The 22805-nt window shown below is 28.6% G+C and carries 22 protein-coding genes; 15 read left to right on the forward strand and 7 right to left on the reverse strand.

Going from position 1 to position 22805, the window contains the following annotated elements; translation table 11 throughout:
• Positions 1 to 3: 3 nt before the first annotated feature.
• The gene (locus ACKTTQ_RS17920; RefSeq protein WP_408049987.1) at positions 4 to 831 is read right to left on the reverse strand and encodes a universal stress protein; all 828 of its coding nucleotides are present in this window, start codon (positions 829 to 831) and stop codon (positions 4 to 6) included.
• A 78-nt stretch (positions 832 to 909) separates the two neighbouring features.
• Between ACKTTQ_RS17920 and ACKTTQ_RS17925 the strand changes: the two genes are divergently transcribed.
• From ACKTTQ_RS17925 to ACKTTQ_RS17945, 5 genes are all read left to right on the forward strand, one after another.
• Complete coding sequence (locus tag ACKTTQ_RS17925) at positions 910 to 2733, forward strand: cation:proton antiporter (RefSeq protein ID WP_299135976.1); 1824 nt, start codon at positions 910 to 912, stop codon at positions 2731 to 2733.
• A gap of 98 nt (positions 2734 to 2831) precedes the next feature.
• Positions 2832 to 4484: a DNA repair protein RecN gene (recN, locus tag ACKTTQ_RS17930; RefSeq protein ID WP_408049988.1), complete on the forward strand. Its 1653-nt coding sequence runs from the start codon at positions 2832 to 2834 to the stop codon at positions 4482 to 4484.
• A gap of 85 nt (positions 4485 to 4569) precedes the next feature.
• Positions 4570 to 5382: an enoyl-ACP reductase FabI gene (locus tag ACKTTQ_RS17935; protein WP_093870915.1), complete on the forward strand. Its 813-nt coding sequence runs from the start codon at positions 4570 to 4572 to the stop codon at positions 5380 to 5382.
• Positions 5383 to 5461: 79 nt separating this feature from the next.
• Positions 5462 to 6241, forward strand: a complete 780-nt coding sequence (locus ACKTTQ_RS17940) for a DUF3050 domain-containing protein (RefSeq protein WP_408049989.1) — start codon at positions 5462 to 5464, stop codon at positions 6239 to 6241.
• A complete protein-coding gene (locus tag ACKTTQ_RS17945; RefSeq protein WP_408049990.1) occupies positions 6241 to 7194 on the forward strand; it encodes a glycosyltransferase in 954 nt (317 codons plus the stop codon). The genes ACKTTQ_RS17940 and ACKTTQ_RS17945 overlap by 1 nt, the downstream gene beginning before the upstream one ends.
• 51 nt (positions 7195 to 7245) lie before the next feature.
• Here ACKTTQ_RS17945 and ACKTTQ_RS17950 read toward each other — a convergent pair whose 3' ends face one another.
• From ACKTTQ_RS17950 to prfB, 3 genes are all read right to left on the reverse strand, one after another.
• On the reverse strand, positions 7246 to 10068 hold the full coding sequence (locus tag ACKTTQ_RS17950) for a M16 family metallopeptidase (RefSeq protein WP_408049991.1): 2823 nt from the start codon (positions 10066 to 10068) through the stop codon (positions 7246 to 7248).
• Between the two features lie 113 nt (positions 10069 to 10181).
• Positions 10182 to 10523 (reverse strand): arsenate reductase (glutaredoxin), encoded by a 342-nt coding sequence (gene arsC / locus ACKTTQ_RS17955; protein WP_408049992.1) that lies wholly within the window; start codon positions 10521 to 10523, stop codon positions 10182 to 10184.
• A gap of 14 nt (positions 10524 to 10537) precedes the next feature.
• Positions 10538 to 11644 (reverse strand): peptide chain release factor 2, encoded by a 1107-nt coding sequence (gene prfB, locus ACKTTQ_RS17960; RefSeq protein ID WP_093872027.1) that lies wholly within the window; start codon positions 11642 to 11644, stop codon positions 10538 to 10540.
• A 94-nt stretch (positions 11645 to 11738) separates the two neighbouring features.
• Here prfB and ACKTTQ_RS17965 point away from each other — a divergent pair, with 94 nt between their 5' ends.
• Entirely contained in the window at positions 11739 to 14123 is a 2385-nt protein-coding gene (locus ACKTTQ_RS17965; protein ID WP_408049993.1) for a zinc-dependent metalloprotease, read from the forward strand.
• Between the two features lie 25 nt (positions 14124 to 14148).
• Positions 14149 to 15168, forward strand: a complete 1020-nt coding sequence (locus tag ACKTTQ_RS17970; RefSeq protein WP_408049994.1) for a threonine aldolase family protein — start codon at positions 14149 to 14151, stop codon at positions 15166 to 15168.
• A 35-nt stretch (positions 15169 to 15203) separates the two neighbouring features.
• Here the strand turns inward: ACKTTQ_RS17970 and ACKTTQ_RS17975 are convergent, their stop codons facing one another.
• Both ACKTTQ_RS17975 and ACKTTQ_RS17980 read right to left on the reverse strand, forming a co-directional pair.
• The gene (locus ACKTTQ_RS17975; protein WP_408049995.1) at positions 15204 to 15818 is read right to left on the reverse strand and encodes a hypothetical protein; all 615 of its coding nucleotides are present in this window, start codon (positions 15816 to 15818) and stop codon (positions 15204 to 15206) included.
• A gap of 8 nt (positions 15819 to 15826) precedes the next feature.
• Complete coding sequence (locus ACKTTQ_RS17980) at positions 15827 to 16321, reverse strand: RNA polymerase sigma factor (RefSeq protein ID WP_093870923.1); 495 nt, start codon at positions 16319 to 16321, stop codon at positions 15827 to 15829.
• Between the two features lie 195 nt (positions 16322 to 16516).
• On the opposite strand from ACKTTQ_RS17980, the gene ACKTTQ_RS17985 reads away from it, so the two are divergent.
• From ACKTTQ_RS17985 to ACKTTQ_RS18020, 8 genes are read left to right on the forward strand one after another with little or no spacing between them, the layout of a single operon-like run.
• A complete protein-coding gene (locus tag ACKTTQ_RS17985; RefSeq protein ID WP_408049996.1) occupies positions 16517 to 16930 on the forward strand; it encodes a DUF2141 domain-containing protein in 414 nt (137 codons plus the stop codon).
• Positions 16931 to 16942: 12 nt separating this feature from the next.
• Entirely contained in the window at positions 16943 to 18298 is a 1356-nt protein-coding gene (locus tag ACKTTQ_RS17990; RefSeq protein ID WP_408049997.1) for a 2TM domain-containing protein, read from the forward strand.
• Positions 18299 to 18329: 31 nt separating this feature from the next.
• Positions 18330 to 18614 carry a 2TM domain-containing protein gene (locus ACKTTQ_RS17995; RefSeq protein WP_093870926.1) on the forward strand — a complete coding sequence of 95 codons (285 nt, stop codon included), beginning with the start codon at positions 18330 to 18332 and terminating at the stop codon, positions 18612 to 18614.
• A gap of 5 nt (positions 18615 to 18619) precedes the next feature.
• Positions 18620 to 18907: a 2TM domain-containing protein gene (locus tag ACKTTQ_RS18000; protein WP_093870927.1), complete on the forward strand. Its 288-nt coding sequence runs from the start codon at positions 18620 to 18622 to the stop codon at positions 18905 to 18907.
• Positions 18908 to 18909: 2 nt separating this feature from the next.
• On the forward strand, positions 18910 to 19227 hold the full coding sequence (locus ACKTTQ_RS18005) for a 2TM domain-containing protein (RefSeq protein ID WP_093870928.1): 318 nt from the start codon (positions 18910 to 18912) through the stop codon (positions 19225 to 19227).
• 20 nt (positions 19228 to 19247) lie between these two features.
• Positions 19248 to 19583: a 2TM domain-containing protein gene (locus ACKTTQ_RS18010; protein WP_093870929.1), complete on the forward strand. Its 336-nt coding sequence runs from the start codon at positions 19248 to 19250 to the stop codon at positions 19581 to 19583.
• The gene (locus ACKTTQ_RS18015; RefSeq protein WP_113785380.1) at positions 19567 to 19884 is read left to right on the forward strand and encodes a 2TM domain-containing protein; all 318 of its coding nucleotides are present in this window, start codon (positions 19567 to 19569) and stop codon (positions 19882 to 19884) included. Before ACKTTQ_RS18010 ends, ACKTTQ_RS18015 begins: the two co-directional genes overlap by 17 nt.
• 43 nt (positions 19885 to 19927) lie before the next feature.
• Positions 19928 to 20683: a LytR/AlgR family response regulator transcription factor gene (locus ACKTTQ_RS18020; RefSeq protein WP_113785381.1), complete on the forward strand. Its 756-nt coding sequence runs from the start codon at positions 19928 to 19930 to the stop codon at positions 20681 to 20683.
• An 84-nt stretch (positions 20684 to 20767) separates the two neighbouring features.
• Here ACKTTQ_RS18020 and htpG read toward each other — a convergent pair whose 3' ends face one another.
• Entirely contained in the window at positions 20768 to 22681 is a 1914-nt protein-coding gene (gene htpG / locus ACKTTQ_RS18025) for a molecular chaperone HtpG (protein WP_408049998.1), read from the reverse strand.
• Positions 22682 to 22805: the final 124 nt, after the last annotated feature.

Consider the following 22805-nt stretch of genomic DNA (forward strand, 5'->3'; position numbering starts at 1 on the left):
ATATTATTTAACTATTAAAACATCGGTTGGTAATTCTGATAAGATATATTCTATATCATGAGGGAAAATTCTATGTAAAATCCCTGTTTTTTTTGGAGCATTCATTATAAGTAAATCAGCTCTTTTAACTTTAGCATAATGCCCAATAGAATATCCTCTTCTACCGAAAATACTTTGCGTTTTTACATTTATATCTTTAATATCTATAGTTTTAAGTATGTTTTTTACACGTAAATCTTCTCTGTTTTTTAACTGTTCTTTTACTTCAGTTGCTTTAAGAAGTGTTTTATCATCACTTACTGTTACGTTTAATTCGTTTTGACTAATTTCTTCTACAATGGTAACTCTTTTACAATCTAAATTTTTTGAAATAGTAAAAGCTGTTTTAATAGTTTCTTCTGTATCTTCATCTTGTAAACCATTAACAACAATATGTTTACAAGGAACACGTTCAGTAGAAGGTTTTATTAAAAGTAAAACAGAACAAGGAGATTTTCTTGTTAGTTTTCGAGCGATAGATCCTACATAATATTTATAGATATTTTCTTTTTGTAAGGCTCCTAAAATAAGTAAATCTGCTTGCTGTTGAGTTGTGGTACTCAAAATAACATCTACTGGCTCTCCTTCTTGCCAAATAGTTGTAAATCCTTTTAGTGGCTTTGGTGCTTCAAAAAGCAACTTTTTTAATTGATTTTCTTTTTGAATTGATTTTTCACCAACATGAACACCTATCAATTCTGCTTTAAACATGTTCGCTAATCTGATAGCCTCTAGTAAATTGGCTTTTAAATTAGGAGAAAATGCAATACCTATAATAATTTTGTTAATCAAAATTGTAAATTTTAGACTTCGAATATAAAATTTTATTGTAGTTTTAGGAAACAAAACTATGAAACTTAAATTTAAACTATGATTGAATTAGCTGGGATTATAATTTTAGGGATTTTAGCACAATGGGTTGCATGGAAGTTTAAGATTCCTGCTATTTTACCTTTAATATTAATTGGATTGATTGTAGGGCCTATTGCGGCTCAGTTTTTTAATGAAGATGGTAGTAAATGGATTGAGCCAGTTTGGAATGGAGAAAAAGGATTATTTCCTGGAGATGGGCTGTATTATTTTGTTTCATTGGCTATTAGTATTATTCTTTTTGAAGGAGGATTAACGTTAAGAAGAGGGGAAATAAAGAATATTGGACCTGTTATTAGTAAGTTAATAACGCTAGGATCGGCAATTACATTTTTCGGAGCAGGGATTACTGCACATTACATATTCAATTTAAATTGGAAACTTTCATTTTTGTTTTCAGGTTTAATTATTGTTACAGGACCAACGGTAATTACTCCTATTTTAAGAAATATACCTTTAAAGAAGGATGTTTCTGCTGTACTAAAATGGGAGGGAATATTAATTGATCCTATTGGAGCATTAGTTGCCGTATTGGTATTTGAGTTTATTAGTGTTGGAGGAGGAGCTGGATTTACTTTAACAGCTTTATTGGAGTTTTTAAAAATTTTATTATTTGGAACAACATTCGGATTTACATTTGCGCACGCTTTAATTTTCATAATTGATAAAAAATGGGTTCCACATTACTTGTTAAATGTAGTTTCATTATCAACTGTATTGTTAGTTTTTGTAGAGTCTGAATTGTTTGCGCATGAATCAGGCTTATTAGCTGTGGTAGTTATGGGAATGGTACTAGGAAATAGCAAGTTAAAAGATTTAAAAGAAATATTATATTTTAAAGAATCTCTTAGTGTATTATTAATTTCTATATTATTTATTTTATTAGCTGCGAATATGGATTATAAAGAGCTAATGCTATTGTACGAGTGGAAAACATTATTACTTTTTGCATTAATAGTTTTTATAATAAGACCTTTAGCAGTGTTTTTAAGTACGCATAAATCTAATTTAAAAACAAATGAAAAGCTTTTTATTAGTTGGGTAGGACCAAGAGGTATAGTTGCAGCAGGTATTGCTTCTTTATTTGGATCTAAGTTAATGAAGCAAGGAGTAGATGGAGCTGAGTATATAACTCCGCTTGTTTTTATGGTTGTTTTAGGTACTGTATTGTTAAATGCAACTACTGCAAGATTGTTTGCTAAATTAGTAGGTGTGTTTTTAAAACGATCAAATGCAATAATGATAATAGGAGCATCTGAAGTAGCTAGATTAATAGCAAAGTATTTGCAAGAGAATGATAGAAGGGTAGTGATTATTGATTCTAACAGAGATAATATAGAAAAGGCTAATAATGAAGGATTAGAATCCTATGAAATTAATGTATATGACAATGAGCTTACTGATAACATAGAGTTAAATGACGTAGGTTATATGATAGCAATGACAGGAAGTGACTCAATAAATGAATATGCAATGTCAAATTTCTCGTCTATTTTTGGAGAGCAAGGTTCTTACCGTTTAGCTAACTCTAAAGAAGTAAATACAAAAGAATATGAAGATGAGGAAAAGTTATTTACCAAAGAAGATGATTATTTTAGTTTACTAGAGGCTATCAGAGAATTTCCTGAAGTTCATGAAACTCTTATTAAATCTAAGGAAGAGTATAAAACTGTACTAGGGAAAATCAATGAAGAACTGAAATCTATTCCTATTTTGGTAAAAAATAAATCAAATGAAATCTTATTAATTTCAGAGTTTGAAAAAAAGATTACATCTATGGAAAACTGGAGTTTAGTTTATGTAGGTAAAAAGTTAGAATTCTAATTAAAAACTGATGTTTTAAATACCAAAATACTTTTAAAAATCTATATGTTTTTTATTCATTCAAAATACTTACTTTTATCTTTCAGAAAGTTTAGAATTTGCTTACACATTTAAAAATACATAATTACGCTTTAATCAATCAATTATCGATTGATTTCACCAAAGGGCTATCTATAATAACTGGTGAAACTGGAGCGGGGAAATCGATTTTATTAGGAGCTTTAGGTTTAGTAATGGGAAATCGAGCTGATTTGTCATCACTAAAAAATGCAGAAAAAAAATGTATTATTGAAGCTCAGTTCTTATTAGATGGATACAATTTAGAATCCGTTTTTGAGGAATTAGATGTAGATTATGAAGAGGAAACAATTATAAGAAGAGAGATCTTACCATCTGGCAAATCTAGAGCTTTTGTAAATGATACTCCTGTAAATCTATCAGTTTTAACAGCTTTAAAAGTAAAATTGATAGATATACACTCTCAGCATCAAACTTTACAGTTATCTGATATTAACTTTCAATTTTCAATTCTTGATGCTCTAGCTAAAAATCAGGCTAAAATAGCTTCTTATAAAAGAGGTTTACGTAAGTATAATGGATTAAAAAAAGAATTAAAAGAGTTAAAAGATCAGGCTCAAAAGTCAACTGAACAATACGAATATAATCTTCATTTATTTAATGAACTAGAAGAAGCAAACCTTAAAGTAGGAGAACAAAAAACTTTAGAAGAGAAGATTGAAAAACTTAATAATATTGAAGATATTAAGTTAAATTTATCTGAAGGTTTACAAATAACTGTTAATGAAGATTTAGGTATACAAACTCAATTACATTCTTTAGAAAGTAAGTTACAGAAAATAAGTTCTTTTTCAGCTGAATATGAAGAGTTAACTTCTAGAGTTTCAAGTATAAAAATTGAATTAGATGATATTGTAACTGAATTAGAATCTGCCAATGAACAAGTAGATTTTAATCCGAATGAAATAGAAGAACTAAACGATAGACTACAACTTATATATAACTTAGAAAAGAAACATGGTGTGGCTACGATTGAAGAATTACAAAAAATTCATGAATCATTATCAGAAAAAGTAGCACAAGTTGAAGGAGCGAGTGAAAATATAACTAAGAAGGAATTTGAAATTAAAGCTGTAGCTGTTAAATTAGATGAAGTAGCTAGTTTAATTACTAAAGGAAGAAATAAAGGAATACCTAAGTTACAAAAAGAGTTAAAGTATTTATTAACTGAGTTAGGTATGCCAAATGCACAGTTTTTAATAGAATTAAAACCAAGTGAAATTTATACAGTAAATGGTAAAGACGAATTAGTGTTTTTATTTTCAGCAAATAAAGGTGGTAATTTCGGTGAACTAAAAAAAGTAGCTTCTGGTGGTGAACTTTCCAGAATAATGCTTTCCATTAAAAAAATACTTTCAAGTAATATTCAATTGCCAACCATTATTTTTGATGAAATAGATACAGGTGTTTCTGGAGAAGTTTCAAATAAAATAGCAAAAATAATGAATGATATGGGTGAGAATATGCAAGTAATAACTATTACACATTTACCGCAAATAGCTTCACAAGGACAGCAACATTATAAAGTTTTCAAGGGAGAAGAAAAAGGGGTAACTACTTCAAATTTAAAACGCTTAAATTATGATGAAAGAGTTGCTGAAATAGCAGAAATGTTAAGCGGAAAAGATTTTTCTGAAAGTGCATTAACACATGCTAAAGAATTATTAGGATAACAATAATAAAAGTTTTTCATTGATTAGGTAAACTACTAATTTAAAGAAGAAATACTCAAATAACTAAAGAAAAGACTATAACACTATGTATAATTTATTAAAAGGTAAAAAAGGAATTATTTTTGGAGCTTTAAATGAACATTCAATAGCATGGAAAGTAGCAGAGAGAGCACATGAAGAAGGAGCTGAATTTGTTTTAACAAATGCTCCTATAGCAATGAGAATGGGAGAATTAAATACGTTGGCTGAAAAAACAGGATCACAAATTGTTCCAGCTGATGCAACTTCTATGGATGATTTAAATAATTTAGTAGAAAAATCTATGGAAATTTTAGGGGGTAAAATTGATTTTGTTTTACACTCTATAGGTATGTCGGTAAATGTGCGTAAAGGTCGCCATTATACTGATTCAAAATACGATTTTACAATGAAAGGGTTTGATGTTTCGGCATTATCTTTTCATAAAACAATGAATGTTTTGTACAACAAAAAAGCAATGAATGAATGGGGTAGTATTGTGGCTTTAACATATATGGCTGCTCAAAGAGTATTTCCTGATTATAATGATATGGCTGATAATAAAGCATATTTAGAATCGATAGCTCGTAGTTTTGGGTACTTCTTTGGACGTGATCATAAAGTTAGAGTAAATACTGTATCACAATCTCCAACTCCAACTACAGCAGGAAGTGGTGTAAAAGGGTTTGATGGGTTTATTTCTTATGCTGAAAAAATGTCACCATTAGGAAATGCAACAGCATTAGAATGTGCAGATTATACAATTTCATTATTTTCAGACTTAACAAAGAAAGTTACATTACAAAACTTATACCATGATGGAGGGTTTTCTAATATGGGAGTTAGTGATGCCGTAATGGATAAATTTGTTACAGAATAAAAGAATTTTTTTAAGAATTCATAAAAAAACATAAAATGCAAATCGTTAGATTTGCATTTTTTATTGAAACTAAAAGAGTATGGATCGTATTTTATTAATAGAGAAAGAGTTAGAAGGGTTAAGGTTAGAGTTAAGAGAGCATGAATTATATGCATCATTAAATACAATTGATGATGTAAAAGTATTTATGGAAGAACATGTTTTTGCTGTTTGGGATTTTATGTCATTATTGAAAGCCTTACAACAACAGCTGACTTGTACAAACTTACCTTGGATACCAGTTATTAATTCGACTGCAGCTCGTTTTATTAATGAAATAGTTTTAGAAGAGGAGACCGATTTAAATGAATTAGGAGAACCTAGAAGCCATTTTGAAATGTATATAGATGCAATGCAACAAGTAAAAGCTAATGCATTGCAAATTTCAACTTTTATTTCTGAATTAATAGAAGGAAAAAGTATTGAAAATATTATAGGTAAGTTATCAATAAATGAAGAAACAAAAGAGTTTTTATTATTTACTTTTGAAGTAATTAATACAAAAGAACCTCACATAATTGCATCTAGTTTTACTTTTGGAAGAGAAGATGTAATACCAGATATGTTTATTGAGATTGTTAAAAAAACAGAAGAAAAGGAAAATACAAATTATAGTAAATTACTTTTTTATTTAAACAGACATATTGAGTTAGATGGAGGAGAACATGGCCCGTTAGCTTTGCAAATGATTGAAGAGTTATGTGGAAATGATGAACAAAAGTGGAATGATGTGCTTTATTACGCAAAAGCTTCATTAGAAAAAAGAATAGCACTTTGGAATGGAATTGCGAAAAAAAATAAGAAATTAACACTTGTTTAATGGAGTTATATTTTTCTATAATAATACCTGTGTATAATCGTCCTGATGAAGTTGATGAATTATTAGAGAGTATCACAAAACAAGATTATCAAGATGAATTTGAGGTTATTATTATTGAAGATGGTTCTGATCAGTCATCTGTTAGCATAGTAGAAAAGTATAATGCTAAATTAAATATAAAATATTTTTATAAAGAAAATACTGGAGCAGGTTTAAGTAGGAACTTTGGAATGAAGAAGGCCTCAGGAAATTATTTTATTATACTAGATTCAGATGTAATTGTACCCCAAAAATATTTGTCAATAGTTAAAAACGAATTAACTAAAAATTTCACGGATGCTTTTGGAGGGCCTGATGCGGCTCATCATAGTTTTACTGCCATTCAAAAAGCAATTAACTATTCTATGACTTCTACTATAACTACAGGAGGCATTAGAGGAAAAAAGAAAAGTGTAGGTAAATTTCAACCAAGAAGTTTTAATTTCGGGTTATCTAAAAAAGCTTTTGAAAAAACAAAAGGCTTTTCTAAATTAAAGGCTGGAGAGGATATTGATTTAAGTTTCCGTTTATTAGAAAGTGGGTTTAATACTCAATTACTGGAAAAAGCATTTGTGTACCATAAGCGGAGAACTACTATTAAACAGTTTTTTAAACAAACTTTTGCTTTTGGTACTGCAAGACCTAAATTAAATAGAAAATACCCTGAAACAGCTAAAATTACTTATTGGTTTCCAAGTTTATTTATTATTGGAATAGATATCACTATCATTTTATTATTATTTGGTAGTTGGATACCTATTCTTTTTTATGCATTTTATTTTGTAATACTTTTTTTAAATTCATTATTTGAAAACAAAAGCTTTAAAGTTGCTTTTTTGAGTATAATTACAACATTAACTCAATTCTATGGGTATGGATTAGGGTTCTTACAATCTAAGTTTATAGAAAAATAAAAGTCCTCAATTAAATTGAGGACTTTGTATATTATTAATTTATTGAGTGTCTTATTTTTCAGGGTTTAAAACTCCTAAAATATAGCCATTAGTTAAATATTTTTTAGCTACGTTTTGAATATCTTTTTTAGTTAAAGCATTAATTCTATTTTCAAAATCACTTGGATCAGAAGCCTCGTTCTTTTGATAATCAATGTTTTTAATAGTTCTTAACCAAAAACGATTCTTTTTAAGGTCATCTCTATAATCTGAAATCATTCCCTTTTTGGCCTTCATTACGTCTTCTTCAGTTGGTCCATCTTTAATAACAGAAGCAACATGGTTAACAGAAATGTTTTTAAGTTTCTCAACATTTTCAGGTGCACAAGGGTAAGAAATACTAAAGTTAAACCAACCGTAAGGCATTTTTGATATTCTACCACGTGTTCTTGATGAATATACACCACCTTCTTGTTCACGAAGTTTTTCAGTTAACTTAATAGCAACTACATCTCCTAAAATAGAAAAAGCTAAAGCTTCTTTTTTATTGTATTTAGCTTTCCCTTGATATGTTATTCTAACATTACTTTTTGGTGCTTTTCCTTTCTGAATTGTTTTTGTATGGTTTCCAGATTTTGGACGAAAGTTATGTACTTTATAGTTTTCCTTCGAATTCTTGTTAGGTAAACCAGCAATATATTTCATTGCATATTCAGCTAATTTTTTTTCATCAATATTACCAACAAAATAAAAATTAAAATCACCAGCATCAGCAAAACGTTCTTGATATTTTTTGTAAGCTAAGTTATAGTCAGCTTTATCATATGCCTCTGGAGATGGGAATCCTGAATAACGAGGATTACCAGCATTCATAAAATCACCCATTTCTTTTTGAAAGAAAAAGTTTGGACTAGCTAATAAATTACCTAAGAAACTCTTTTGTTTATTTACAAATGATTTAAAAGCCTTTTCATCTTTATTTAAAGAGGTGAAATATAAATGAACCATTTGAAACATATCTTCTAAGTTTTTAGGAGAAGCAGAACCTCTAAAGCCTTCACTATATGTACCTATATATGGGGTTACACGAGCAATTTTACCCGACATCATTTTTGATAAATCAGTTTTTGAATATCCATTAACCCCAGCTTGAGATAATGCTCCGTTGGCAAAAGTAGTAGCTTTTAAATCACTATCACTATATAATGAAGTACCACCAAAACTGAAAGCATCAAATAAAATTTCATCATTTTTAAAATCAGTTTTTTTGTAAGTAATTTTAGCACCATTACTTAAAACTAAAGTAACTGTTCCTAATTTATCATTTTTAGAAGTACTAATAATTGTACCAGACTTAGGAGCTTTTGTAATTAATGAAGTAGCAACTACTTTATCTTCATATGGTTTTAATTCTTTTGTTTTAACTTCTTTTAAAGCTTGGGTAACTTGCGATTCTGTAACTACTTTTTTAGGGCCAGTTATAACAACCACTCGATTATCATCATGTAAAAAGTTTTTAATAATACTGTTTACTTCTTCTAATTTAATAGAAGGTAATAATCCCATATGAGCTTTATACTCCCAACTAATTCCAGGAATAGCTTCTTGTTCTAAAAAGTTATTTACGTACTGCCCAACTATTCTTCTAGACTCTCTTTTGTCTTTATCTTTAAAAGCTTTTTCAATACGAGCAATTACATTTTTCTTAGCTCTATCAAGCTCACCGGCTTGGAAACCATATCGTTTAACTCTTTCATTTTCATTTAATAAAGCCTTTAACCCATTTAATTGGCCATCAGCACTTGTTCCTGCTGTTGATTGGTATGCATTTTTACCTCTAGCCCAAGTTCCTCCATGATAACTAAAACCATAAACAAATGGAGGTTTTTCACTTTCTCTTAATTCACTTAATCTGTTATTTAACATTTGAGAAAATAATGACTTAACTAAAGAGTTTCTGTAATCATTGATAGTTACATCTGCTTTTGCTTCATCATAGTCTTTATACATTAATTGTACTCTTGAAAAAGCAGCTTCTTTATCAGCTTCAATTGCGATAAATGTTTCTTTGTGGTTTTTTAAAGTTGAAACTTTTCTTTTTCTTGGGTTTTTTACTGCTGGAATCCTTTCGAAATGAGCTTTTATTTTTTGTTCTAAAGTAGCAACATCAACATCACCAACAGCAATAACAGCCATTAAGTCTGGACGGTACCAGTCTTTATGAAAACGACGAATACTTTCATGTTTAAAAGTTTCAATACTTTCTTTGGTTCCTATAGGTAATCTTTTAGCATATTTAGAGCCATGCATAACTTTAGGTAAGTATTTTTCTAGCATACGGCTATCTGCACCTCTTCTAGAGCGATATTCTTCTAAAACAACACCACGCTCTTCATCTATATCTTTACCATTTAAAAGAGCTCCATGTGCCCAATCTTCAATAATTTGAAAACCTTTTTCAAGTTTTTTATCATCATCACTTGGTATAGGTAAAATATAAACAGTTTGATCAAAACCAGTATAAGCATTTAAATGAGCTCCAAACTTAACACCAATAGATTGTAAATAATCAATTAGCTCGTTTTTCTTAAAATTTTTGGTTCCATTAAAATTCATGTGCTCCATAAAATGAGCAACCCCTAATTGATCATCATCTTCTAAAATAGAACCTGCATTGATTGCTAAACGCAATTCTACTTTATTAGCTGGTTTAGGGTTTTGTTTAATATAATAGGTAATACCATTTGAAAGTTTTCCAATTTTAACAGAAGGGTCGGTTGGAATTGGCATTGACTTAATACTTTCTTTTCCTTTTGGTACTTTTTTTAAAGCCTGACTATACCCAGGTAGTGTCATCAGTAAAGCGAAAGAAATTGAATAAAGAATTTTTTTCATAGTGAATAAGTATTTGATTAAGTAGCTAATATACATCAAATACTTTATAAACTAAGTTTTTAGTTGTTAATTAGTGTTAAAAAGAAAGCTCCCAATTACTTGAGAGCTTTATATTATAAAATTGTAGTGATATTTTCTGGTGGGCGACCTATAACCGCTTTTGAGCCATTTATTACAATAGGGCGTTCTATTAACTTTGGGTAATGAATCATTGCTTCAATTATTTGATCGTCTGTTAATTCTTTTCCTTTAAAATTCTCTTTCCAAATCTTTTCGTTTTTACGAACTAATTGCAAAGGTTCTATGCCTAATAATGTAATAATTTCTTTTAACTCTTCTTTTGAAGGAATCGTATCTAAATACTTAACTATTTCAAATTTTTTTCCAGAATTTTCAAGTATCTCCAAACCGCAACGAGATTTACTACATCTATTATTATGGTATATTTTTATCATTTTATGTTTTTGTATTAAAAAGTTTTATCTGTTTCTTTTTGCCCCATCATCATTAAATAAGACTTTAAAAAAGGATTTATGTTTCCATCCATAACAGCATCTACATTTCCAGTTTCATGAGCTGTTCTAACATCTTTTACTAATTTATAAGGGTGCATTACATAATTACGAATTTGGCTACCCCATTCAGTCTTTAACTTTCCAGCTTCAATATTCTCTCTAGTTGCTAATCGTTTTTGTAATTCAATTTCATACAATTGAGATTTTAACATTTTTAAAGCTGTAGCTCTATTATCATGTTGTGATCTAGAATTTGAACATTGAATTTGTATACCAGTTGGTTTATGAGTTAATTGAACTTTAGTTTCAACCTTATTTACATTTTGACCTCCAGCACCGCTAGAACGAGCAGTAGTTATTTCAATATCTGCTGGGTTTATTTCTATTTCAATTGTATCATCTGCTACAGGGAAAATATATACAGAACCAAAAGTAGTATGCCTTTTATTATTACTATCAAATGGTGAAATTCTAACTAAACGATGTACACCATTTTCTCCTTTTAACCATCCAAAGGCATAATCACCATCAATTTCGATGGTTACTGTTTTTACACCAGCGATATCACCTGCTTGATAGTTAAGTGTTTTTAGTTTGTATCCTTGTTTTTCTGCCCACATGGTATACATACGCATTAACATCTCTACCCAATCGCAACTTTCTGTTCCTCCTGCACCAGCTGTAATTTGTATAGTAGCACTTAAACTATCACCTTCTTCAGATAGCATATTTTTAAACTCAATATCTTCTAAAAGAGTACTTGTTTTTTCATATTGTTCAATAACTTCAGATTCTTCAACATCACCTTCTTTATAAAAATCGTATAAAACAATAAGGTCTTCACTTAAAGTAACAATAGAGTTATAATCATTAACCCATTTTTTCTTAAAACGAAGTTCTTTCATTAAAGCTTCAGCTTCTTTTGGGTTATTCCAAAAATCAGGATTGGCAGTTTTTTCTTCTTCGTTATTTATTTCAATTAATTTTTTATCAATATCTAAATACGATTTTAGTTTAACTACTCGCTCTGAGATATTTTTTAACTGTTCTTGTGTTATCATAATCATCACAAAAATAAGTTAAAATTTAAGATTGACAGAAGTGTTTTTAAATAACCAATAGTATTTTTCTATTTTTATAGAAATATTTAACATAATGAAAAAACTAACTACATTTATTTTATTTTTTTGTGTAACATTTTCTGGATTTTCACAATTTTTTGAAGGAAATAAAGAAGTTACTAAGTATAAAGGATATTTTACTTTTTATTATGATGAAAGTAATGATAAAATATTTTTAGAAGTAACTAAATTAAATAATGAGTTTTTATATGTTAATTCATTATCAGAAGGACTTGGATCAAATGATATTGGTTTAGATAGAGGACAATTAGGAAATGGTGTTGTGGTTAAGTTTTTAAAAGCAGGAAATAAATTATTATTAATTCAACCTAATCAAGACTACAGAGCTATAACTACTAATAAAGAAGAAAAAGAATCTGTAAAAGAAGCTTTTGCTAAATCAGTTTTATATGGATTCAAGATTCAAGAATTTAAAAAGAATAAATATTTGGTTGATGCAACAGATTTTTTTATGAGAGATGCTCATGGTGTAACTAATACACTCGCTAGAAATAAGGAAGGAAGTTATCGATTAGATAAGAGTAAGAGTGCATTTAATTTGGGAAGAACTAAAGCATTTCCTAAAAATGTAGAATTTGATATTATGCTTACTTTTTCTGGAAAACCAAAAGGCTATAATGTTAGAAGTGTAGCCCCTAATGCTTCCTTAATAACAGTGCATCAACATCATTCTTTTGTGGAGTTACCAGATAATAATTATACTCCTAGAAAGTATGATCCTAGATGTGGTTCTTGGCAAATGACTTATATGGATTATGCTACCCCTGTTAATGAACCAATAAAGAAAAGATTTATTACAAGACATCGTTTAGAAAAGAAAAATCCATCAGCGGCAATTAGTGAAGCAAAAGAACCAATTATTTATTATTTAGATAGAGGAACACCTGAACCAGTTCGCTCAGCTTTATTAGAAGGAGGAAGTTGGTGGAATCAAGCTTTTGAAGCAGCAGGTTATAAAAATGCATTTCAAATAAAAATGTTGCCTGAAGGAGTAGATCCATTAGATGTTCGTTATAATATGGTTCAGTGGGTCCATAGATCAACTAGAGGTTGGAGTTATGGAGGAAGTATTACAGATCCAAGAACTGGAGAAATAATAAAAGGTCATGTTAGTTTGGGATCTTTACGTATACGTCAAGATTTTTTAATTGCCCAAGCTTTACAAGCTCCTTATAAAAATAATACTGCAAATGATTCTTTTGCTTTAGATATGGCTTTAGCAAGAATTCGTCAACTATCAGCCCATGAAATTGGTCATACTTTAGGTTTTGCTCATAATTTTGCAGCAAGTACAAATGGAAGGTCTTCAGTAATGGATTATCCACACCCTAAATTATCATTAAAAAATGGTGCAATAGATTTTTCAAAAGCATATGATACTAAAATAGGTATATGGGATAAAGTTACCGTAGCTTATGCTTATCAAGATTTTGAAAGTAATGAAGAAAGTAACTTAAATAAAATATTAGAGAATGCTTTTGCACAAGGACTACGATTTATAACTGATTCAGATTCTCGTTCTAAAGGGAGTGCACATGCGTATGCACATTTATGGGATAATGGAGAAAGCGCAAGTGATGAATTAGATACTATTTTAGAAATAAGAGCACATGCTATTCAAAATTTTTCTATAGACAATATTAAAAGTAAACAACCATACTCTGTGTTGGAAGATGTATTTGTACCTCTTTACTATTTTCATAGATACCAAGTTGATGCGACTTCAAAAACTATAGGAGGTTTAGATTATACCTATGCAGTTAAAGGACAAAAAGAAAAAGTTGTTGAAAGAGTAAGTGGTAAAGCAGAGCGTAAAGCGTTAAAAAGTTTATTAAAAACAATTGATGTAGAAAAAATAGGAATTCCTAAAAAAATATTAACTTTATTTCCTCCACGTGCATATGGATATTATAGAACTAGAGAAAGCTTTAAAAGTAAAACAGGAGTTGCTTTTGATCCATATGGAGCAATGCAAACTGCTACTGAATTTACATTAAGCTTTTTACTGCACCCAGAAAGGATAAATAGGTTAATTCAACATAAAAATTTAGATGAAAGTCAACTAGGGTTAAGCGAAGTTTTAGACAAGTTAATAACTAAAACGTTTAAAAGATCGTTTAATGATAGTTATTATAAGGGATTAAATGAAATGGTTAAAGAAGAAGTGTTGAAAGGAATGTTTTCAATAATTGTAGATAAGAATATATATTCTCAAGCTAAGGCAATAACAAATAATGAAATAAATAAGTTAGTAAATTATCTTACAAAGAAGAATAAGAATTTAATGGATATTCAATATTTGGAAATGATTCAAGATTTTAAAAAGAATCCTTTAAAGTACAAAAAACAAAGAGCACCTAAAATGCCTGATGGTTCACCGATAGGAACGAGATATTAATATTAAAAGAAGAATAAAAGTATTTATGGAAATCAATTTAATAAGTGATACAGTTACCAAACCAACAAAAAAAATGTTAGAGGTAATGATGAATGCTGAAGTAGGAGATGATGTATTTAAAGCTGACCCAACAGTAAATAAGTTACAAGAAAAAGTAGCCGCTATGTTTGGTATGGAAGATGCATTGTTTTTTCCATCTGGAACAATGGCAAATCAAACAGCTATAAAAATTCATACTCAACCAGGAGATAGAATGTTTTGTGATAAATGGGCCCATGTGTACAATTATGAAGGTGGAGGAGCAGCATTTAATGCTGGAGTAACTTCTTGTTTAATAGATGGAGATAGAGGTATGTTTACTGCTGAACAATTAGAAGGGTTAGTAGCTGGAAGAAATGATATTCATACGCCATATAATAGATTAGTTTGTGTGGAAAACACAACAAATAAAGGTGGAGGAGCTTGTTGGGATTTTGAAGAGTTAAAAAAAATACAAAGAGTAGCTAAATCTAATGATTTAGCATATCATTTAGATGGGGCAAGATTGTTTAATGCATTAGTAGCAAAGAATGAAACCCCAAAGCAATACGGTGAATTGTTCGATACGATTTCTATATGTTTGTCTAAAGGATTAGGAGCACCAGTTGGATCTGTTTTGATAGGAACTAAAAAACAGATGGAAAAGGCTCTAAGGGTTCGAAAATTATTTGGAGGAGGTATGCGACAAGCTGGTTTTTTAGCTGAAGCAGCTATTTATGCATTAGATAATCATGTAAATCGATTAAAGGAAGACCATCAAAAGGCGAAACAAATTGGAGATGTATTAACATCTTGTAGTTATGTGAAAAAAGTAGAACCAATTGAAACGAATATTATTATTTTTTACGTGAATGACTCTATAAACCCTGATGAATTTATGGAAAAAATGAAAGAAAAAGGAATTTTACTAATTTCGATGGGGGAAGGAAAAATAAGAATAGTAACGCATTTGGATTTTACAGACGATATGCTATCAATTCTATTAAAAGAATTAAAAGAATATTAAAATAAAAAAGAGAAGCTTTTAAGCTTCTCTTTTTTTTAGTTTGGATTATCTAATTTAGCCAGTTCTTTATAATTTTTATTCAATTTTCGTAATAAGATACCGTATAAGAGTTGGTATATTAACCAGATACAGCCTATTAAAAGTATACCAAATACTATAGATACTAAGGATGTTATAATTATTTCTTTAGTGCCTAAATTGTTAAATTGAGTTTTTATAGTTGCGAACACTACTACAATTAAAGTGATAAAAGCATACCCTAAGTTTAAAAATATATAATTACGTACAGTTTTTCTGGTTTTTAGTATTTTTTGCATTAACTCTTTAGTGGTATCAGTTGTATAAATGTTTTTATAGTTTTTATAAAACAAAAACAAGAAAACAAGAACAACAGGATATAATATAATTTGAGAATAAAATGCATAATTAGCTAAACCAAGTTTAGCATAGGTATCATCTAATTTGTCTAAATCAAAAAATAGATACATGGATAGTGGTATAATAAGTTCCAATAATCCAATAATAAATATCCATTTAACAATAGACGATGATTTTGATTGTGCCATTTTGTATATATCTACCTTAGAAACCTTATTGGTTTCTTTAGGTTGATTATCCCAAGCTTTTTTGTATTTATCTAATGCATCCATATAATACGTTAGGGTGTCAGTATTTTTTTTAATTTATCTTTTGCTCTATTCATTTTCACTCTAGCATTTACTTCACTTATACCTAATGTAGCAGCAATTTCTTTATAGGCTTTATCTTCGAGGTATAAAAAAATAAGAGCCTTATCTATATCATTTAATTTATGAACAGCTTTGTATAGAGATTTTAACTGTTGCTCTTCTGTATCATCATATTCATTAGACTGTATTTTATAAGTAAAGTCACTAATATCTTGTGTCTTTATCGTTCTAGTTGATTTTCTATATAATGAAATGGCTGTATTTAAAGCAACTCTATACATCCACGTACTAAATTTTGCATCACCTCGAAATTTGCTATAATTTTTCCAAAGTTGAATAGTTATTTCTTGGAACAAATCATTATGAGCATCTTGGTTAGTAGTATAAATTCTACATACTTTATGCACTATATTTTGATTAGTTTCAAAATCGGATAAAAATTTATTTTCGAGTTCTGTTTGCACTAAGTTTAGTAACTGTTGATATTGAATAAGTAGATCAAAAATAAGAAACGTTACACTATTATTTCAATTTTTTTATAATTTATAATATTCAAGTGACAATTCAGCCTAAAAAAAATACAGTTGAGTAGTTTTTAATTTAAAAAACACAACTATGATTAGATATTTGTAGTGTAATTAAACTTAAAACATACACAGATGAGATTTTTAACAAGTATTTTAGTATTAATAATAGTATTTACAATAGAAACAGTTTCGGCTCAAAAGCAAACAATTACTGCAACAGTTGTAAATGTAACATCTAACAAAGGAAAAGTAAGTTATGCTTTATATAATAAAGATAATTTTATGAAAGAGCCAGTAAAAGCAAAGTCTTCAAAAATTGTTAAAGGAAAAAGTACAGTAGTTTTTAATGATGTTCCTGCTGGTGAATATGCAATTGTTTGTTATCATGATAAAAATAATAATAATAAAATGGATTTTCAACCTAATGGTATGCCGATAGAAAACTATGGTGCATCAAATAATGTGATGAATTTTGGACCACCGCAATATGAAGATGCAAAGTTTACTATTATTGATAATAACGTATCTTTAGAAATTAGATTTTAACATACAAATAGAATGAATACAGAAAATAAAAACGTAATAAATAAACTAAAACAAGATTTCTGGGTTTGCTTAAAAATGACATTAATTTTCGGGGTGTTTTTTATTATAGTTAACAAGCAGTTTAGTATTAAAGGAGCAGGTATTATTTTTCTCTTTTCAGCAATGTATTCGTTCGTTTTAGGTATGGGAAATGGCTATATAAATGATTATTTAAGTTCTAAATGGAGTTGGGTTGAAGAAACAAACCAACGAGTTTGGGCAGGAGTTATAACAACAGTTATTTTTAATGTTATTGCCGTATTATTAATTCATTATATACAATACATTATAATTTTTGATAGAGGTATTAATAATTTTTTTAAAGGAGAATTATTTTGGACACATTTATTTGCTGTAATGTTAGCTTTAGGAATGGCTGCTTTTTTTCATGCGAGAGGCTTTATGAAAAACTGGAAAGAATCAGTAAAAAAAGAAAGTACGCAACAACAAATAGTTGCCAAAACAGAAACGGCAAAGTTTGAAACATTAAAAAGTCAGATAGATCCACACTTCTTATTCAATAGCTTAAATGTATTAACCTCTTTAATAGGTGAAAACCCATATCAAGCTGAAAAGTTTACAACTAAACTATCTAAAGTTTATAGGTATGTATTAGAACAAAGAAATAAAGAATTAGTTCCAATTCAAGAAGAGTTGTTGTTTGCAAAAACATATATGGAGTTGTTACAAATGCGTTTTGAAGATGCTGTAAAGTTTACGATTCCAACAACATTAAATAATCCTGAATTGAAAATAGTACCGTTGTCTTTACAGTTATTACTTGAAAACGCGGTAAAACATAATGTAGTTTCTTCAAACAAACCTTTAGAAATAAAAATTTATGAAGAAGAAGGTTTCTTACAAGTACAGAATAATATAAATCCTAAAGAAGCTATAGGAAAGAGTACAAAAGTAGGATTAAGAAATATTGCAGATAGATATGGTTTAATAACCAAAAGAAATGTGCAAATAACAAAAAATAATAAAACATTTACAGTGAGCTTACCACTGTTAACAAAAGTAAAAGATATGAGAATTGATACAAATGATTTAGAGAATAATAAATATGTAAAAGCGGTAGAGAGTGTAGAGAAACTTAAAGAATTTTACCAAAATTTAATTTCATATTGTTTAGTAATACCTTTTTTAATATTTATAAATCTTAGAGTATCACCACAATTTCATTGGTTCTGGTTTCCAATGATAGGATGGGGGATAGGTGTAATATTTCATTTCTTAGAAGTAAATAATTACAGAATGTTTTTAGGAAGAAATTGGGAAGAGCGTAAAATAAAAGAACTAATGGAAGAAGAGGATAAGTACCAATAATAAGAATTAGTTAATTGAAAATATAGAAAAAATGGAAAAAAATTATACATATGAGTACAAATATGCTAAAGCGAAGAAGCGAATAGAAAAAATTAAAGGATTTTATATTCATTTATTAGTAACAATAGTATTAATACCTTTTTTAATTTTCATTAACCTAAGATTTGTTCCTCAATTTCATTGGTTTTGGTTTCCTATTATGGGAATGTCAATTGGGCTTTTTTTTCATTGGTTTGGAGCTTTCGGTTTTGATAAATTAGGATTTGGTAAAGACTGGGAAGAGAAAAAAATTAAAGAATATTTAGATAACAACTAATAATTATGGATACTAATTATACTCAAGAAAAAAAATATATTGAAGCGAAAAAAAAGATAAAAAAAGTAAAAGCTTTTTATATACATGTTGTAGTAAACATAGTTTCAATTGTTATAATAGTTTCAGTGAACTTAACATTTGTACCTTATTTTCATTGGTTTTGGTTTCCTGTCATGGGAATAATATTGGTAACCTTTATTCATTGGATGATAGTTTTCGGATCAGATGTAATAGGGTATGGTAAAGATTGGGAAGAACGTAAAATAGATGAGTATATAAAAAAGAATAAATAAAGATGGAGAAAGATTATAAAAAAGAGCATAAATATTTACTTGCAAAGAAAAAAGTAGAGAAAATAAAAGGATTTTATTGGCATTTAATATCATATGTAGTAGTAAATGTTTTTATTTCATCAATGGTAATTTTTGGGTTAATGTCTGATGATGGAGATTCTTTAATAGAAGTGTTACAAAATTTCGGGGTATACTCAACCTGGATATTTTGGGGAATAGGTTTGTTTTTTCATTGGCTAGGAGTATACGGAGATTCTTTATTTTTTAATAAAGATTGGGAAAAACGTAAGATAGATGAGTATATGAAAAATGATGAATAATAAATAAAAACTTAATCAAAATGAAAACAGATAATTATACAAAGGAGCAAAAATATTTTAGAGCGCAAAAGAAAGTTGAAGAATTAAAAAAGTATTATATTCATCTATCTGTATATATAGTAGTTAATATATTTATAAGTGTAAAAAAGATAGTAAGAAATGTTGGTAATGGAGAAACTTTTCAAGAAGCTTTTTTCGATTTTGGAACTTTTGCAATTTGGTTTTTTTGGGGAATAGGTTTAGTATTTCATACATTTAAAGTTTTTGGTTTTGATTTCTTTTTAGGTAAAAACTGGGAAGAACGAAAAATTAAAGAACATATGGATAATCAAACTAGGTATGATGGAAACAGATAATAAAAGAATTAAAGCAGAACAAAGAGTAAAAGAGTTAAAAGAATTTTACAAGCATTTATCAGCATATTTAATTGTTAATTTAGCATTTACGTTTATATCGAATTATTTTGATGTTGTAGTTAGAGTTTTTGATGGACTAAGAGTTAGTAATAAGTTTACTGAAAATGGTTTTGAACATTATCCATTGTGGGGTATATGGGGAGTTATTTTAATAATAGATGCTTTTAGAGTGTTTGGTTTTAGAAAGTTATTTGGAAAAAACTGGGAAGAAGAAAAAATAAAAGAGTTTATAAATAAATAGTTAAAAGTTAAGTAAAATTAAATTATAAAGAAGACTGTAAGTAATGAATATTATAATCATTGAAGATGAAAAACCAGCTGCAAGAAGACTGCAAAGAATGTTAGCTGTTTTAAATTTAGAAGCTCAACAAATGTTACATTCAGTAGAAGAAGCAATTAATTGGTTTCAAAAAAACGAACATCCTGATTTAATTTTTTTAGATATTCAACTATCTGATGGATTGTCTTTTGAGATATTTGAAGAAGTACCAGTGAAGTCATCTATTATTTTTACTACTGCTTATGATGAATATGCTTTAAAGGCATTTAAATTAAATTCTATAGATTATTTATTAAAGCCATTAGATGAAGATGAATTAAAAGTAGCGGTAGATAAATTTATTAATAATAAACCTAAAGAAACCGACATACAGGTTAATATTGATGATATAAGGAAGTTACTTATCAACCCTATCGATAGAAAATATAAAAAACGTTTTACAATAAAAGTAGGACAGCATATAAAAATTATACATACAGATGAAATTGAGTGTTTTTATTCAGAGAATAAGGCTACTTATATTCATACAAATTCTAATAGAAATTATTTAATAGATCACTCTTTAGAATATTGGCAAGAACAATTAGACCCAGAACAATTTTATAGGGTTAACAGAACTTATATAGTTCATATTAATGCAATAAAAGATATAATATCATATACTAACTCACGACTACAATTGAAATTACATACTTATAATGAAGCAGAAATTATTGTAAGTAGAGAGCGTGTTAAAGATTTTAAAAATTGGATAGAATAATTTAAAATTACTTTGTTTAAAGTTTAAAATAAAAAGCCTCTTTATAATTAATTATAAAGAGGCTTTTAAATATGATAGTGAGTCTTATTTTATTAATTCATAAGAACGTTTGATAAAGTTTGTTAATTCTTCACCATGTAATAAGTTTTGAGATAGTTTAGCTAAATCAAAAGCTTGTGTTATTAGTTCTTTTTTCTTGCCCTCTTCAGCAGTTAAAATTTCAGAAACTAATGGGTGATTTGTATTTACAACTAAGTTATACATTTCAGGTAAATTACCCATTCCCATCATTCCACCTCCACCACCAGAAGCTTGCATTTCTTTCATACGGCGCATAAATTCTGGCACAGTAATTAAGAAAGGTGAAGAAGAAGAGTCCATAGCTTCTAATTGAACAGTATAGCTCTTGTTGTTAACAGCTCCTTCAATAACTGGTTTTAAAGTTTCTTTCTCTTCATCAGTTAATTTAGATATAACTGTATCATCCTTTTTAATTAAATTATCAATAAAATCAGAATCAACACGGGTAAACTGAACTTTAGATTCACCAGAAGTTTCTAGTTTTTGCATTAAATGTGATACAATTGGAGAATCTAATATAACAACCTCATATCCTTTTGCTGTAGCATCTTGAATATAGCTGTGTTGTGCTTCTTTGTTAGATGCGTACAAAATGATGTGATTTCCATCTTTATCAGTTTGAGCATCTTTTGTTTTTTCAATTAACTCATCAAAAGTGAAAAATGAATCGCTTACTGTAGGGTATAAAGCAAACTTTTTAGCTTTATCAAAGAACTTATCTTCAGATAACATTCCGTACTCAATAATAACTTTAATGTCATTCCATTTTTGTTCAAAATCGGCACGATCTTTTTTAAATAATGAACTTAATTTATCAGCTACTTTTTTAGTTATATATCCAGAAATCTTTTTTACAGCTCCATCAGCTTGTAAGTAAGAACGAGAAACATTTAAAGGAATATCTGGAGAATCGATAACTCCTTTTAACATTTGTAAAAAGTCAGGAACAATACCTTCAACATTATCTGTTACAAAAACTTGGTTTTGATACAGTTGAATCTTATCCTTTTGCATGTCTAAGTTTTGAGATAACTTAGGGAAAAATAATATACCTGTTAAGTTAAAAGGATAATCAACATTTAGATGAATATGAAATAAAGACTCTTCAAATTGCATAGGATACAATTCACGATAGAAGTTAGTATAGTCTTCTGCTTCTAAGTCAGCTGGCTTTTTAGTCCAAGCAGGGTTTGTGTTGTTGATAATGTTATCAACATCAATTTGCTTATGTGGCTCAGTAGTTTCTTTACCGTCTTTATCAGTCGTTGTTTGAGGTGTAAAATCAGGATCGTTTACTTGTTTAGTTCCAAATTTAATTGGTACTTGATTAAAACGATTATATTTATTTAATAAACCTGAAATTTTAGCTTCTTCTAAAAATTCAGTAGAGTCATCAGCAATATGTAAAATAATTTCAGTTCCTCTGTCAGATTTGTCGTGCTCTACTAAGGTATATTCAGGAGAACCATCACATGTCCAGTGAGCTGCTGGTTCATCTTTAAATGACTTTGTAATTAAATCAACTTTATCTGCTACCATAAAAGCAGAGTAAAAACCTAAACCAAAGTGACCAATTACACCTGTTTCATTTTTATCGTCTTTATATTTTTCTAAAAACTCTTCAGCTCCTGAAAATGCAATTTGATTAATGTACTTTTCTACTTCGTCAGCAGTCATACCTAAACCTTGATCTTTAATAGTCAATGTTTTTGCATTTTTATCAATGCTAATTTCAATTTTAGCATCTCCTAATTCAGTTTTAGCTTCACCAATAGATATCAAATGCTTTAACTTAGTAGTAGCATCAGTTCCATTAGAAATTAATTCACGTAAAAAAATCTCGTGATCAGAATATAAAAACTTTTTAATCAGTGGAAATATATTTTCTACCGATACATTAATGTTTCCTTTACTCATAATTTATATATTTTATTTGATATTATTTTCTGGTTAATTTTATTGTCAAAAAAAATACCAAAAATAGATATGTGCCAAGATGACATATAAAATGACTATAGTGATTGTTTTTGTGTGAAAAGTT

Origin of the sequence: Tenacibaculum halocynthiae, from assembly GCF_964512825.1 — a bacterium.
Taxonomy (GTDB): domain Bacteria; phylum Bacteroidota; class Bacteroidia; order Flavobacteriales; family Flavobacteriaceae; genus Polaribacter; species Polaribacter halocynthiae.

Excerpts from the sequence above, each read along its gene's own strand:
- ACKTTQ_RS17990 (WP_408049997.1), top strand. The coding sequence starts at position 16,943 with ATGAATACAGAAAATAAAAACGTAATAAATAAACTAAAACAAGATTTC.
- prfB (WP_093872027.1), bottom strand. The coding sequence starts at position 11,644 with ATGATAACACAAGAACAGTTAAAAAATATCTCAGAGCGAGTAGTTAAA.
- ACKTTQ_RS17995 (WP_093870926.1), top strand. The coding sequence starts at position 18,330 with ATGGAAAAAAATTATACATATGAGTACAAATATGCTAAAGCGAAGAAG.
- ACKTTQ_RS18010 (WP_093870929.1), top strand. The coding sequence starts at position 19,248 with ATGAAAACAGATAATTATACAAAGGAGCAAAAATATTTTAGAGCGCAA.
- ACKTTQ_RS17925 (WP_299135976.1), top strand. The coding sequence starts at position 910 with ATGATTGAATTAGCTGGGATTATAATTTTAGGGATTTTAGCACAATGG.
- ACKTTQ_RS17945 (WP_408049990.1), top strand. The coding sequence starts at position 6,241 with ATGGAGTTATATTTTTCTATAATAATACCTGTGTATAATCGTCCTGAT.
- ACKTTQ_RS18000 (WP_093870927.1), top strand. The coding sequence starts at position 18,620 with ATGGATACTAATTATACTCAAGAAAAAAAATATATTGAAGCGAAAAAA.
- ACKTTQ_RS17970 (WP_408049994.1), top strand. The coding sequence starts at position 14,149 with ATGGAAATCAATTTAATAAGTGATACAGTTACCAAACCAACAAAAAAA.
- ACKTTQ_RS17940 (WP_408049989.1), top strand. The coding sequence starts at position 5,462 with ATGGATCGTATTTTATTAATAGAGAAAGAGTTAGAAGGGTTAAGGTTA.
- arsC (WP_408049992.1), bottom strand. The coding sequence starts at position 10,523 with ATGATAAAAATATACCATAATAATAGATGTAGTAAATCTCGTTGCGGT.
- htpG (WP_408049998.1), bottom strand. The coding sequence starts at position 22,681 with ATGAGTAAAGGAAACATTAATGTATCGGTAGAAAATATATTTCCACTG.
- ACKTTQ_RS18015 (WP_113785380.1), top strand. The coding sequence starts at position 19,567 with ATGATGGAAACAGATAATAAAAGAATTAAAGCAGAACAAAGAGTAAAA.
- ACKTTQ_RS18020 (WP_113785381.1), top strand. The coding sequence starts at position 19,928 with ATGAATATTATAATCATTGAAGATGAAAAACCAGCTGCAAGAAGACTG.
- ACKTTQ_RS17935 (WP_093870915.1), top strand. The coding sequence starts at position 4,570 with ATGTATAATTTATTAAAAGGTAAAAAAGGAATTATTTTTGGAGCTTTA.
- ACKTTQ_RS18005 (WP_093870928.1), top strand. The coding sequence starts at position 18,910 with ATGGAGAAAGATTATAAAAAAGAGCATAAATATTTACTTGCAAAGAAA.
- ACKTTQ_RS17950 (WP_408049991.1), bottom strand. The coding sequence starts at position 10,068 with ATGAAAAAAATTCTTTATTCAATTTCTTTCGCTTTACTGATGACACTA.
- ACKTTQ_RS17975 (WP_408049995.1), bottom strand. The coding sequence starts at position 15,818 with ATGGATGCATTAGATAAATACAAAAAAGCTTGGGATAATCAACCTAAA.
- ACKTTQ_RS17965 (WP_408049993.1), top strand. The coding sequence starts at position 11,739 with ATGAAAAAACTAACTACATTTATTTTATTTTTTTGTGTAACATTTTCT.
- ACKTTQ_RS17985 (WP_408049996.1), top strand. The coding sequence starts at position 16,517 with ATGAGATTTTTAACAAGTATTTTAGTATTAATAATAGTATTTACAATA.